Origin of the sequence: Shewanella hafniensis, from assembly GCF_019655335.1 — a bacterium.
Lineage (GTDB): Bacteria > Pseudomonadota > Gammaproteobacteria > Enterobacterales > Shewanellaceae > Shewanella > Shewanella hafniensis.
On the sequence record NZ_BPFD01000005.1, the window covers coordinates 41,018 to 55,333 of the forward strand.

At 48.1% G+C, this 14,316-nt stretch carries 12 protein-coding genes; 6 read left to right on the forward strand and 6 right to left on the reverse strand.

Annotated elements, in window-relative coordinates; genetic code table 11:
• Window positions 1–25: 25 nt before the first annotated feature.
• From K5Q99_RS02820 to K5Q99_RS02845, 6 genes are all read right to left on the reverse strand, one after another.
• Window positions 26–1,423 carry an ATP-binding protein gene (locus tag K5Q99_RS02820; protein ID WP_220775981.1) on the reverse strand — a complete coding sequence of 466 codons (1,398 nt, stop codon included), beginning with the start codon at window positions 1,421–1,423 and terminating at the stop codon, window positions 26–28.
• Window positions 1,424–1,507: 84 nt separating this feature from the next.
• Window positions 1,508–2,167, reverse strand: a complete 660-nt coding sequence (locus tag K5Q99_RS02825; RefSeq protein WP_106650346.1) for a response regulator transcription factor — start codon at window positions 2,165–2,167, stop codon at window positions 1,508–1,510.
• 34 nt (window positions 2,168–2,201) lie between these two features.
• Window positions 2,202–3,110 (reverse strand): FAD:protein FMN transferase, encoded by a 909-nt coding sequence (locus K5Q99_RS02830; protein WP_220775982.1) that lies wholly within the window; start codon window positions 3,108–3,110, stop codon window positions 2,202–2,204.
• Window positions 3,111–3,240: 130 nt separating this feature from the next.
• A complete protein-coding gene (locus K5Q99_RS02835) occupies window positions 3,241–4,560 on the reverse strand; it encodes a DUF3570 domain-containing protein (RefSeq protein WP_220775983.1) in 1,320 nt (439 codons plus the stop codon).
• 124 nt (window positions 4,561–4,684) lie between these two features.
• Entirely contained in the window at window positions 4,685–4,903 is a 219-nt protein-coding gene (locus tag K5Q99_RS02840) for a DUF4266 domain-containing protein (RefSeq protein ID WP_220775984.1), read from the reverse strand.
• 3 nt (window positions 4,904–4,906) lie between these two features.
• Complete coding sequence (locus tag K5Q99_RS02845; RefSeq protein ID WP_220775985.1) at window positions 4,907–5,374, reverse strand: TlpA disulfide reductase family protein; 468 nt, start codon at window positions 5,372–5,374, stop codon at window positions 4,907–4,909.
• Between the two features lie 385 nt (window positions 5,375–5,759).
• Between K5Q99_RS02845 and hyaA the strand changes: the two genes are divergently transcribed.
• The 6 genes from hyaA to hypF all read left to right on the forward strand — a co-directional run bounded on the left by hyaA (window position 5,760) and on the right by hypF (window position 14,300).
• Window positions 5,760–6,896 carry a nickel-dependent hydrogenase small subunit gene (gene hyaA / locus K5Q99_RS02850; protein WP_106650341.1) on the forward strand — a complete coding sequence of 379 codons (1,137 nt, stop codon included), beginning with the start codon at window positions 5,760–5,762 and terminating at the stop codon, window positions 6,894–6,896.
• Window positions 6,897–6,899: 3 nt separating this feature from the next.
• Window positions 6,900–8,603, forward strand: a complete 1,704-nt coding sequence (gene hyaB / locus K5Q99_RS02855) for a nickel-dependent hydrogenase large subunit (protein ID WP_220775986.1) — start codon at window positions 6,900–6,902, stop codon at window positions 8,601–8,603.
• A gap of 19 nt (window positions 8,604–8,622) precedes the next feature.
• Window positions 8,623–9,297 carry a Ni/Fe-hydrogenase, b-type cytochrome subunit gene (gene cybH, locus K5Q99_RS02860; RefSeq protein ID WP_220775987.1) on the forward strand — a complete coding sequence of 225 codons (675 nt, stop codon included), beginning with the start codon at window positions 8,623–8,625 and terminating at the stop codon, window positions 9,295–9,297.
• A 7-nt stretch (window positions 9,298–9,304) separates the two neighbouring features.
• Complete coding sequence (locus K5Q99_RS02865) at window positions 9,305–9,862, forward strand: HyaD/HybD family hydrogenase maturation endopeptidase (RefSeq protein WP_106650338.1); 558 nt, start codon at window positions 9,305–9,307, stop codon at window positions 9,860–9,862.
• A gap of 3 nt (window positions 9,863–9,865) precedes the next feature.
• Entirely contained in the window at window positions 9,866–11,788 is a 1,923-nt protein-coding gene (locus K5Q99_RS02870) for a NiFe hydrogenase (RefSeq protein ID WP_220775988.1), read from the forward strand.
• 94 nt (window positions 11,789–11,882) lie between these two features.
• On the forward strand, window positions 11,883–14,300 hold the full coding sequence (hypF, locus tag K5Q99_RS02875) for a carbamoyltransferase HypF (RefSeq protein ID WP_220776020.1): 2,418 nt from the start codon (window positions 11,883–11,885) through the stop codon (window positions 14,298–14,300).
• Window positions 14,301–14,316 lie beyond the last annotated feature (16 nt).

Sequence of the window (14,316 nt, forward strand, 5' to 3'; positions counted from 1 at the left end):
CTATTTTAAGATGTTAACTTCTGAACTATTGTGGCAGAAAGAGCGTCACAGATAATCCGCCCTGCTCCCTTGGCGCTATCATTAAACGGCCTTGGTGCAATTCAATGATGTGATGGCAGATAGATAAACCTAAACCGGCACCTATGCCTTCATTTTCATTCACACGATAAAAACGCTCTGTGGCATTAGCAATCTGCTCCTCTGTCATGCCTTGCCCGCGGTCCGCAATACAGATACTAATCGCATCGCCCAATGAATGAGCCGACACTGAAATCTCTGATTCCTGCGGGCTGTATTTGCAGGCATTTTCAATAATATTTTTTAGCACCAGCAGCAGATAAAAACGATCGCAGGTCACGGTCAATTGGGGCGCGATATCGATATTCCATTCATAATCTGTGATTTGTGGCATCAGTTGATTAAGTGCATCTTCAACCATAGGCAAGATAGCGTGGGATGACACATTGAGCTCATTAATCGAATCCACCCTCGCTAACACAAGTAACTGTTCAACGGTGTGACTCATGTGCACCACGCCGGCATCAATCGCGGCTAGATGAAATTTCTGCTGTGGATCATCGTCAATCAGGCTCTCTAAACCGTGTTGATGTAATTTAATCACAGATAAGGGTGTTTTCAGTTCATGGGCGGCATCGGCGCTAAAACGGCGTTCACGGGCAATAAATCTAGCTATGCTATTGATATATAAATTTAATGCACGGCGAACGGGTACGAGCTCTTTCGGTAACGGCATAGTCAACGGCGTGAGATCGTTCGGCGCCCGCCCAATCAACTCCCTTTCGAAGGTTTTTAATGGCCGGAACAACATATAAAACAATAAGCTAACAATAAGAAGTGTTAAAGGCACCACAATCAAGGGCACGATTACCGCGTTGTGCATGATTTGTGATACCAGCTCTTGGCGAACTTCATCCTGCTGGGCGGTGACAATCCAAACATGATTTTTGACCGAGAAAAAACTAAACACATGCCAGAGTTCACCCTCGAACACTTTCTTATGATAACCCTGCACGAATCGGGTGATAGGTTGATGGCCAATATTGTCCGACAGCACTAAGGCTTCGCCCGCCTCACTCCAAATCTGAAACGCCAATTTATGCTCATAGGCGAGTTTCAGGGCATCGGCTTTTTCGGCAAAGGAACTGATCTGGCTATCGGGAACGTGGAGCACTTGCGGCCTTGCAATACTCTGGGGCATCGCCCCCGGCTCAGTGTGATAAAACAGCTCCAGCATTTTTGCGGTTTGTAGCATTTGCGCATCAAAGAGTTCTTCTATTTGATGCTTAGAATCCCGAGTACTCAACCAGCTAGAAACAGCAACGGACACTGAAATACCTGACAAAATCAATAATGTCAGTACCAAGCGCAGTGAATACACATCCAGCCCCTTTAATCGAATCACTTCAGTTTCCTAACGTTTAATCCTCAGCGAATAACTGAGGTATCAGTACCCACAAACGTGGGTATTGTCACTTAATTCAGCGAACTAATTAATTTCAATCAAGGTATAGCCAATCCCGCGCACGGTTTTAATCAACTCATTAGCGAGTTTTTTACGTAGGTGATGGATGTGCACTTCAATCGAATTGCTGCCGACTTCATCCCAACCATAGGTTAACTGTTCCAGTTGGCTGCGCGTCAATACACGACCCGCTGATTGTGCGAGTTCAAGCAATAACTGGAATTCACGCCGTGAAAGCAGCACATTTTGATCGCGAAAGGTCACTTCGCGGGTATTTAAATCTATACACAGCGCACCAATAATCAAACTGTTGTGATCGAGCCCATACTGGCGTCTGACGATGGCACGAATACGCGCGGCCAATTCACGCACATCAAAAGGTTTACCGAGATAATCATCGGCGCCCATGTCTAAGCATTCGAGCTTAGTGTCAAAATCCGTATTGGCGGTCAGCACTATTGTAGGAATTGACACCCCCTGCTGACGCCACGCCTTGAGTAAATCTTTACCGTTACCGTCGGGTAAACCCAGATCGAGCACTATGGCACTGAAGCTTTCATTTTTAACGCCCTGTAATGCTTGCTGATAACTATCAAGGTGATCAACCTGCATGCCCAGCTTTGCCAAACTTAAGCAAATCCCTTGGGCTAATAACTCATTGTCTTCAACCAACATAATACGCATTCAATGTCCTTAACAGGGCCTCATAAAAGAACCCTTAACGGAAAATACTAAACTTAACATCTTGTTGCTGTAAAAAATCTTCCGCACCTTGGCCCTGTAACATGGCCATAGTCGCCAGCATTCCTGCGGTCACGCAATTTGGCCCTAACACAGTCACTGAGCGTGGCGCCTGGACGACGGGATAGCCAGTGCGGGGATCGACAATATGGCCGTAACGCTTTCCATCGACTTCAAAAAACCGCCGGGTATCACCGCTAGTCGCTAATGCACCCTGACTGATCGCCAGTACATTAGCCGCGTGATCGAGGTGTTGTGGATCTTCAATGCCCACCTGCCATGGGTTCACTTTGGGTACAGGACAGGCGATATCGCCACCAAAATTCACTAGCACAGGAATATCTGGATAACATTCAGCCAACTCATAGGCGACTCTATCAACTGCATATTCCTTAGCAACGCCGCCAAAATCCAATTTCATGCCCGTTGGCATCTCAATATGGCGCGAATCAAACTCGATACGTTCAAACCCCACTAAGGCTTTCGCGGCAAGAATGCGGGCATGTTCGGGCAACTGGGCTTTGGGATCAAAACGCCACAGCTCCATTAACGGCCCTGCGGAGATATCAAAGAGTCCATCACTGAGCTGAAAACATTGTTTAGCAAAAGCCAGCAACTGCCAGGTTTCTTCATCGATAAGCTGCTTATGACCATTGGCATGATTTAATTGCCACAGACAATTCTGCGCAATAAAGCGACTGTACTTATGCTCGATACGCAGCGCCTCAGTGACAGCCATATCCAACATATCATCGGCAATATCGAGTTGATCGCATGCGATGAGAATTTCACAGGGACTCGCCATGGCCCTAAATTCGCCCAGATAACCCCAATCACGGCGTTGCAGCGAATAAAGTGCGGTTTTTAGGGATGATGTCGACATCATAAATCACCTCTTTACATGGCACCCCACTGGGATTCAGCTTAAATAAGCTCAGGGAAAAATTAAGTATGGGTAGCTAAGCTACCCATACAGTTTAACGCCTTGCTATCTGAGTCAGTAGCATTATTTCGTATTAAAAAGAATAACTAAACTGTGCTGTTATCGCCTTCTGCGTCGGGAACAGATCAAAGTTTTGCAGCTCTCCAGGAATAGTCGTACCGTTATTTTTCGGATCCTGTTGGTAATATTCTAAGCGATACGACATCTCATGACCGCCCGATAATCGATGACCAAATTTAATTCCTATCGTATAAGCCGACATATCACCGATACGATAATCGGCACTGGCAAACTCTGGCAATGGCGTATCCGCCATCAAGAAAGGTTGATAGAAGTTAGCCGCCGTTTGCTGGTAATAACGTAGATGCAATTGACCGTAAAAATTGCCCGTAAAGTAATAACGGTAATGGGTTTCTAAGGTGTGCGACTTGAGATCCCAATCATCAGTATTATAACGATAGGAAAAATCCACCACGCCCGCATCCAACGCGCCTTTAGTCATCACATAGAAGCTATGCTTCAAGCGAGAATCGGGGCGGCTTTCATACAAGAGATCCTGAGTGATGCCATTGTTATCCACCACACTGAGTACTTTATAGGGATCGGTTAAATAGCCATTCACACTCGATAAACCATAATTGGCCTGCAACAACCAGCGCTGGCTCAGTACTTGGGTGATGCCTAGCATCACATCGGCGGTTTGCTTGTTATCGCTGCCACTTTGACGAGTCGCATCAAATGCGCTGCGGTAGGCTTCTTCACTGGCGAAGTTATCGCGAACCGCCATTGAGGATAAATCTACCGGACGTCCACCGACAGGATCGACCACATCGAAGCTGTAAGCTGTGCCTAAAAATAACGTCGTATTGTCTTTATTGAAGCCGCGTTCAATACTGGCATTGAGCCCCATTGACATATAATCAAACTCTTTCGAGCCATATGCGCCAACATTGAGTTTCCAATCTGGTGTTAGCACTTCACTCCAACCGACATTGGCTTGTACGCGAGTATCGTGAAACGTGTCATCGAGCGGTGTATCGCCCGCTGCCACACTGTATTGGCCATTGCCCGAAGGACGAGTAAAGGTTTGGCTGCTACTTTGGGCCACAGCGCCCGAAGCCGAGGCACCGGTTAAGCTATCGACCACCAATTTGAGATCCAGCACGCTATCATCGCCAAAGGCTTTTTGCGCTGTACCTATGGCTTCAACGGCCTGCACTCTATCCTGCTCACCGTAATACATTAGCGCAGCATCGACCTTCCAGTCGTCAGCTTTTTTAGATAATTCAGTCGCGTGGCCACTGGTGGCAAACAGCCCACAACTGGCTAAGGCTAACGCACCCGCAATCTGTTTCGATTGTCTTGCATTTATTTGATTGTTTTTTTGGGTCATAGCTGACAACACCTGTAGGTCACTTTTATCTATTCAATACCGCGGGATTTCGCCCGTGATTTAAGCACATCTGCGCGTTACATTTGTGCGTTACATCTAAGGGCAACTAACACCAACGGAGAGTTTAGTTACAGCCACATCCACCACCAGCAAAGGCACGGCCACCGCTACTGCCTTCTTTACTAAAATAAATATGATCATCGAGCGCCAGATCGAGCTTTTCACTGTCGAGCGCCATATCGCTGCGGGCCAACTGGCCTTTCTCCCATGGCTGCACCCCTAAATTTGAACAACCACTCAAACCTATAATGAGTGTAACTGCGACTAATGCGGGTTTAAGCATAAATTACTCCTTCAGTAAATTGACGAGTTCTTGCTCGTATTCAGCGGCTTTATCGGCATAAAAACCAACATGATGCTGCACTAGCTGACCTTGGCGATTGAACATGAAACTGCTCGGCATACCGAGCAAATCGAAACTGCGCGCCACATCTCCTTCGGGATTGAACCGCACTGAAAAATTGGCGGGGACTTGTTTTAAGAATTCTTGGGCTAACTCGTTATCTGTATCTAGGTTGATTGCCACGACGGCCAAACCTTGATCTTGATACTTTGTTTGGATCTCATTCATCCAAGGAAAAGATTTACGGCAAGGCCCACACCAAGAGGCCCAAAAATCGACATAGACGACTTTACCTTTAAACTCACTCAGAGAAACAGCTTGGTTTTGCGCGTTAAACACTTGGTGATCCAACGACGGCGCGGCTTGTACGCCAGCGGCCATTAAACTGAGTAACAACCATATTTTCTTCATAGCATATTCCGCATTAACGATTACATTCGAATCTATTAACTGAATCTTAAGGTTTTCTTAAACAAGCTGATATAAGTCCAATTAAGCCGTATGCACAGACTCCCCCACTTAAGGTCGGCATTTTCAACAGCGCAACTTTAATCAGACGAGCGCCGATTAAGTGACCGATTTCATCCAAAATGATAAATGTGAGACATTTTGTCCTATTAGGAAAAGTGAAATTAGATCTGCGTCATGTTAATTAAATGTCAAAATCAGTTCGGTCACATCTCTTGAAAATTCTTGATATACATCAAGAATCTTTACACTCCAACGGCCTAAACTGACCCTGTCAATTATGTAAACCCTTACCAATTTACATTTAAATAACAAAAAAGGTTGACCCATGGACACACATGCAGCCCTATATGAACAGGGAAAGGCGCGCTTAGATGCACTGCGCCAATTCGCTCCCCGTCAACAACAATCGCTGATTGAAAAAATGCAACAACACGGTATTAGTCGCCGTGATTTTATGAAGTGGAGTGCCATGGTGACGAGCATGCTCGCATTACCTCTCCCCTTTAGTAACTTAGTAGCCGAAGCTGCCGAATTAGCCGACCGTGTACCCTTAATCTGGTTACACATGGCCGAATGTACTGGCTGCTCAGAATCCTTAATTCGTACCGATACCCCCAATCTAGATTCGCTGATTTTTGATCATATCTCCTTGGAATATCACGAAACCTTAATGGCTGCTGCGGGTTGGCAAGCCGAAGAAAACCTCGAAAATGCACTCGAAACCTACAAGGGCCGCTATTTACTGGCCGTTGAAGGGGCAATTCCGACCGCCAATAACGGCAGTTTCTTAACTGTGGGCTGTAAAGGTCACACAGGATTAGAAATCATCAAACATGCAGCAGATGGCGCCGCCGCGATTATCTCTGTCGGCACTTGTGCGGCATTTGGTGGGGTGCAAGCCGCCTATCCAAACCCAACGGGGGCGAAAGGCGTGCATGAAGTGGTCAGTAAACCCGTGATTAACTTAGGCGGTTGCCCACCGAGCGAAAAGAACATAGTCGGCACTTTGATGTACTTCATCATGTTCGGCAAATTACCTGCACTGGATATGTTTAACAGACCTAAATGGGCTTACGGCGCACGGGTACACGATAACTGTGAACGTCGCGGCCGCTTTGATGCCGGTGAATTCGTTGAAGAATTTGGCGATCACGGCGCGAAAGAAGGCTACTGCCTGTATAAAGTCGGTTGTAAAGGTCCATACACCTATAACAACTGCCCAACCGAGCGCTTTAACCATCACACCAGCTGGCCAGTACTTGCTGGACACGGTTGTATGGGCTGCTCAGAACCTAACTTCTGGGATGACATGGCCGACTTTGAAAAACCCCTTGGCCGTCAACTCCTCCATGGATTGGATGCGACCGCAGATACTATTGGTGCGGTGATTTTAGGCGCGACTGTGGTGGGCATTGGAGCCCATGCCGTTGCCAGTATTTTTGCCAAACCGCTGGAGGAATAACCCATGAGCAAGCGCGTTGTTATCGACCCTATCACACGTATCGAGGGTCACTTACGTATCGAAGTTGAAGTTGATGAAAATAACGTCATCAGCAAGGCTTGGTCATCCTCCACACTCTGGCGCGGTATTGAAGTCATCCTCAAGGGCCGCACACCTATGGATGTTGGCCTTATTGTGCAACGTATCTGTGGTGTCTGTACCTATTCCCACTACCGCTGCGGCACTGAAGCGGTTGAGAACGCTCTGGGAATTCAAATTCCGTTGAACGCGAGATACTTACGTTCATTGATGCAAACCTCTTTATACATGCATGACCATATTGTGCATTTCTACCATCTACACGGTCTTGATTGGGTTGATGTGGTGTCTGCACTGAGCGCCGATCCTGCTAAAGCGGCACAAGTTGCCCTGCAATACACAGACCATCCCATAGCGGCGGGTGAAGGTGATTTAAGAGCCGTGCAAGAAAGAGTCAAAGGCTTTGTCGAAACCGGTAAATTAGGCCCCTTCGCCAACGCTTATTGGGGCAATGGCACCTATAAGTTTACGCCAGAGCAAAACCTTATCGCGCTATCTCACTATCTTAAAGCGCTTGAAGTACAACGTGTTGCGGCGGAAATGCTGGCCATCTTTGGTGGTAAATCACCCCATCCACAATCCGTTGTTGTTGGTGGTGTGACGTCGGTGCGTGACATGTTAAGCCCTGCTCGCCTGCAGGAATGGAAGCAAAAACATGCGACCGTGACTGACTTTATCCTGCGTGCTTATCAAGCGGATATCGTGATGGCGGCCGAAGCCTTTGGTACTGAGCCAAGCGTGCTAGGCGGCGTGAATGTGAAAAACTTCATGGCGACCGATGACTTTGTGTTAGCCAATGGCGAATACATGTTCAATCAAGGCGTGATCATGAACGGCGACCTTGCCGGTGTCAGCGATGTAAACCCAGATCTGATTGCCGAAGACGTTAGCCATGCTTGGTATAGCGCCGATGCGCCGCAGCATCCCTATGACGGTACAACGATTCCTAATTACACTGGTTTTGTTGAACGCGATACCGTCTACGGCAAGCTGCCAACGCTGGATGGTGATGGCAAATACTCTTGGGTGAAATCCCCCCGTTATCAAGGTGAACCTGTTGAAGTGGGTCCACTCGCCTGCCTATTGGTGAGTTATGCCCGCGGTAACAAAGTAGTCGTGGATTCGGTTAATGCCCTGCTCGCTCGTACTGGCTTACCCGTTGCCGCCCTATTTACCACTTTAGGTCGCACCGCAGCGCGGATGCTACAGACAGTTATCGTCGCCCAGGAAGGGTTAAGAACCTTCGATGCGCTGCTGACGAATATTCAGTCCGATGAAGCAACCTATGTGAAGCCGGATATAGACCCAAGCAAAGAGTATGTCGGCCACGCCATGATCGAAGCGCCACGCGGCATGTTAAGCCACTGGATCCGCATTAAAAATGGGGTGATTGAGAACTATCAAGCCGTGGTACCAACTACCTGGAACGCAGGACCTGTGGATGCCAACGGTAAAATGGGTCCCTATGAAGCCTCTTTAATTGGCTTGAAACTGGAAGATCCTACTAAGCCCCTTGAGGTGATACGTATTATTCACTCATTTGACCCTTGCATGGCGTGTTCTGTACACGTGATGGATTTCAAAGGCCAAGCATTGAGCGAGTTCCGTGTCAGCCCCAATGGTCAATAATCGAGGGAGGGAACGCAAAATGAACCATTCTGCAACCCGCATTCGGACACTGGTTTTTAGTCCGGCAATACGGATTTTTCACTGGCTCAGGGCACTGTCAATTCTTGTGCTAGTGATCACCGGATTCTATATTGCTTGGCCGTTTCTTGTGGCGCCTGAAAGTACGGATGTGCTCGTACAAGGCTGGATCCGCTTCGCTCATCTGATTTGCGGTTTTGTACTAACCGCAATCACTTTAGTGCGCTTCTACCTGTATTTTTTCAGCCGAAGCGACATCGAGCGGCGCTCATTTCGCGATGTGATGAGTGTAAAAAGTTGGATCACTCAGCTGAAATCTTACTTATGGATGGGGCACTTACATAAAGCGGGTGTCTATGGACCGCTGCAATTTGTGACTTATGTAGCAATCTCACTGGTCGCTCTTGTGATATGTATAACGGGTCTGGTGTTGTACGCCAATGTGTATCACCAAGGTTTAGGTGGGATGCTTTGGGGCAGCGCCGCTTGGATCACGGCACAAATGGGTGGGCTAGCACAGGTTAGGATTTGGCATCATTACTTAACTTGGGCATTTGTTATCTTTGTGGTTATCCACGTCTATATGGCGGTTTGGTCAGGGATACGCTTCAAACATAACTCAGTTGACTCGATTGTCTCTGGCTATGACTACCCAAAGCCAGACTCACACCACTAGGAGTCCAATGAAGATATTGCTACTCGGTATTGGCAATGTCCTGTACGCCGATGAAGGCATCGGCGTACATTTTGTCAATTACATCGCTGATAATTATCAGTTTACCCATGAGTCTCACCAGCTGAAGCTGCTCGATGGCGGCACCTTGGCCCAGGGACTCATTCCCATTATTTGCCAATATGATTATTTAATCGTGGTCGATACTGTCAATGCCAATGGCGTAGAAGCGGGCGAAGTCTACTTCTTCGATTTTGATAAGGCTCCGAAGGAAATCGACTGGCAAGGCAGCGCCCATGAAGTCGAAATGCTGCAAACCCTCAATATGATGGAAATGGTTGGCGACAGACCTAAGACCTTTGTGCTGGGCGTCACCCCAACCGTGCTCGAACCTATGGTGCTGGGCTTGACTCCTAAAGTCGCCGCAGCAGTGCCGTTAATGGAATCAACTTTGTTATCCCACTTAGCCTCCCTTGGGTTCACTGCAACGCGTGTTGCCGAGCACAGTATCGACTCGCTGATCCCTGACTCTTATAAACGCGGCGTTACTACTAGTGAAAGCATATAGAAGATGAAAAACATCAGATTCGATTTTACCTGCTCACGTCAGGTGCCTTTGTACGCGCATTTATGTAATCAATATCTAAATTACAGTGAGCTAAATATCAGCATAGGCTGTGATGGCCAACATGACTTTGGTCAGCACAGTTACTTTATTGAAGCCCAGGGCGAGCAGACTCAACTCGAGCAACTGGCCGATGCCATTGCCGCGGACTTTTTGATTTCCGCTTGGTTAATTGACTCCAGCATTAAAGCCATCGACGAGCCCCAAGGCGGCAAAACCTTACTGCCCTTTCCACAGTCTGGATCGAGCCCTGCCATAGTGCCTTTTTGCCAGCATTGTTATCCGTTGATTGGCGATAATCAGTCGGCGAAGTTTGGCACACTCGATTTAATTTGTCCTTGCTGCAAGGGCGAAACACAATTAACGCCAGCACAAAAAGCCTTAACCTTGTCAGATATAAAAGCCTTGGCACAGTGGCTGCTGACACAAGGCCCACTGACATTAGCGGCCGCCGATGATCTGCAAATCAGCCTGACACCGTTTGCTCAGCCCTTAAGCGAGCGGCCACAACTGTTAATTTGTAATCCCAATACGTTGAACGCCCATTTTTGCCTGAATGATGCGCAGGTGCTCGCGCTTTCGAGTATTGAAAAGCCGCTTATCTGCGCCAGACCCACGCAAGAACACGATAAACTCAGTGCGCCACTGTACGACATTTGTTTTGCCTACAGCCGGGTGATTTTAGTGCTCGGGGAAGTATTGCGGCAAAAAGGGGTCGATTGGGTTTACATTAAAGGGCCGCATAATAGACCCAAACTGGCATGGGTCGATGGCGCTTGGGCACAAATTGCCAGTAACGATTTAGGCTCAACGCAGGTTCAAACCAAGCACTTTATCGCTCCAGAACCCTTAAGGGAAAAAGTCAGTCTTCACGGTTATCATGCCCAATGGCAAGCGGCGAAACGGTCACGCTCCCATCAAGGCGAACTGAGTGTAGCGGTATTAGCTCAATCGAGTGAAGCGGCTCATGCAGCTAACACCTTTGCCGCTAACGCAGGTGCCGATAATACAGGTGTCGCTAATGGTGAAATTGAGCATGCTGGCACGCAACACGGCGATACCGAAAATCATACCATCGCGGACGCAGCGTTATTCAGTGCCTTACTCAAGGGAAAATTTACCAGCCACAGACAGGCAAAAAATGCCGCGGTCATTTACTTAAGCCATACCCACGCCAGTCAAATTGTCACCTGCGATAATAAGGGCGACACCGAACTCTTCTTTGCACTGCCCGAGCTGCCCGATAACGGTTACGAAATCTTCCATCAACTGGACTGCAGCCCACAAAAAGCCGTGGCACAGAAGTTTAAAAGCCTGTTCCCCGACGATTATTTAAAACTCCTGAGCCTAAAGCTTCACGGCAGACGGGACAACTTGCAAAGCCTGTGGGCCATTGCCGCCATTTTAATTGGCCTCAATCCCCAAGATGAAACGCAAAATCAAGCAAGGCTCAGCGATGCACTGATGGCCGCTGCCATGCGTTACCACGGTGCCAATGCCCCGCGTATCGATTATCCCCTGACCAAAGGTGAAGCCCACCGCAGCCTGAATTGGTGTAAAACCTTAGGCACAGTCTTGAGTTTTCGTATCGCAGGGAATAACGACCCGAGTCAGCTTGCCTTTGCGATGCAAGACTCGCTGGCAGATTATCTTTCTAACTGGTTAGAACATATCGATTTAAATATCGGCGTACACAATGTTGCCTTAGCGGGTAATGAGTTAACGAATGAAACTCTGTGTAAACGCATCAGTTTACGCTTAGGCAAAAACTTTCCCTTAGTGGTCAATCGTAGTCTAGATTTAGACGGCGATAACTTAGCCGTTGGCGCACTTTACGTTAAGCAGCGCCAACTCAATGCCCATGATTAGGAGGCCAAAAGTTAAGTCACAACGCATGCAGCCACATAGACATAATAGTCGCCACAAAAAGCACAGTGATCTGCAGATAAAGCGCAGGCTGGCATTGGAATACCTTGTCCACAAAGGCGCCGCGCTAAAGCGTTGTCAGCTACACGTCACTGGCATAGTGCAAGGGGTGGGATTTCGCCCCTTTGTCTATCGTTATGCCCTTGAATTTCAACTGACGGGCACTGTGCTCAACAATGCCAAGGGCGTGACCATTGAGCTGCAAGGCACGGATGAAAACCTCACGCAATTTATCACAACGCTCAATACCACCCCGCCGCCACTGGCCCGTATCGACAATATCACCAAAACACCGCTGCCGATTTTGCTAAGCGAAACCACATTTGAAATTATAAAAAGCGACAGCCATGAGGACGATGATCCAAGTTCACCAATGGGTGCACAGGTGGCAGTATCGGCGGATAAAAGTACCTGCCAAGATTGCTTGAACGACATGCATAATCCTGATGATCGCCACTTTGGCTATGCCTTTACCAACTGCACAAATTGTGGCCCAAGATATACAATTATCAATGCCTTACCCTATGATAGACACAACACTGCTATGGCCGATTTTGACATGTGCCCCGAGTGCGCCAAAGCATATCAAAACCCACTCGACCGCCGCTATCATGCCCAGCCAGTCAGTTGCCCCGTTTGCGGCCCCAGACTCAGTTTAAAAACGCCCCAAGGGGAATGCATCCTTCCCAATGCCTCAAATGTCAGCGCACCTGAATTGGGTACGGACCTTGCGGTACTTCAAGCTGCGGCAGACAGATTACGCCAAGGGCAGATTCTGGCAATTAAAGGATTGGGCGGATTTCACTTAATCTGTGATGCCCGAAGTGACAATGCCGTCAACGCACTCAGGCTGCGAAAACAGCGCCAAGCCAAGCCGCTAGCTGTGATGATGGCGGATATCACCATGGCGCAGCACTATGTCACAGGGACGGATGCCGAGTGGCGAGTATTGAGTTCGCAGGAGCGGCCCATAGTGCTGATGAGTAGCCGAAGCGATCATGATCTCAGCTTAGCTGTCGCCCCCAATCTGAATAAACTCGGGGTATTTTTGCCCTACACACCGCTACATCATTTACTGTTAGGGCTCTTCAAAGGGCCATTAGTCGCGACCAGCGCGAATCTGTCAGGTGAGCCTATCATCACAGATTGTGACGAGCTTATTCACCACTTAAGCCATGTAGTGGATGCAATAGTCGATCATAATCGGCCGATTATTAACGGCTGTGATGATAGTGTAGTGCAAGTCATTCAGCCCAACGTGGATTCGCCTGCAGAGGTGCAAGCGCTGCGACTCGCCCGTGGTTATGCGCCGTTAAGTTTCCCCTTAGAGATACCGTTAACCCAATCGATTTTGGCCGTGGGCGCACAGCAAAAAAATGCCATCGCCTTAGGCTTTGGTAATAATGTGTTTTTAAGTCCCCATATTGGTGACCTGTTCAGTGTCAGCGCCGAGCAATATTTTGAGCGCACCTTAGCCACTTTTGCTCGGTTGTATCACTTTACGCCAAATCTCATTATTCGCGATAAACACCCAGATTATGCCCCGTCACGCTGGGCTGAAATGCACTCACACTCGAGTGTAAAACTTAGCGATATCAGCCAAAGCCAATGTTTAACTGTGCAACATCACCATGCCCATGTGCTCAGCGTAATGGCGGTTAATCAATATCGAGATCCCGTATTGGGCTTTAGTTTTGACGGTACCGGGCTTGGCGACGATGGCAGTTTATGGGGCGGCGAAGTGCTATTAACGACGCTCGATAAAGCCAAACGACTGGCGCACTTTGAGCCTATAGCCCTGCTGGGCGGCGAACAAGCCATTAAGCAACCTGTGCGGTTGTTACTGGCATTATTGTTCGAGCAGATGAGCCTCGATGCCGTGCTCGCGCTGAACTTGCCCATTATCTGCAGTATGAGCTCAAATACCTTAACTAATTTATATAAGATCTGGCAGAACGGCAGCGCACTTAAAAGCTCATCGGTCGGACGCTTGTTCGATGCCCTCGCCTGCGCCTTAGGCTTAATCGAAACCACACTGTTTGAAGGTCAAGCTGGCATGGCAATAGAAGCCGCGGCCAATCGCGCCGATGCATTAGCCCTTGAAGCCATGTCGCTTAACTTACCTATTAACATCGACCAGTGGCGCAGCAGTGAGATATTCAAGCAGATTGTTGAATTAATGACTGAAAAACCGCTAAAAGACAACAGAAGAGATGCCATCGCCCGCGCCTTTTTACATACATTAGGCGATGCTATCTGCGACTATTCCGCCCAGTACAAACACCTTCCAACCGTGCTCTGCGGCGGCGTATTTCAAAATAAATACCTCTTGGAATACTGCCTCAGCAAGCTCAGCGCCCAAGGCAATCAAGTGTTATCCAGTAAACAGATCCCCATCAATGATGGCGGCATCGCCCTAGGTCAACTTTGGTATGGCATTCATCAGAATCATTAACCTTACTGATTTGATA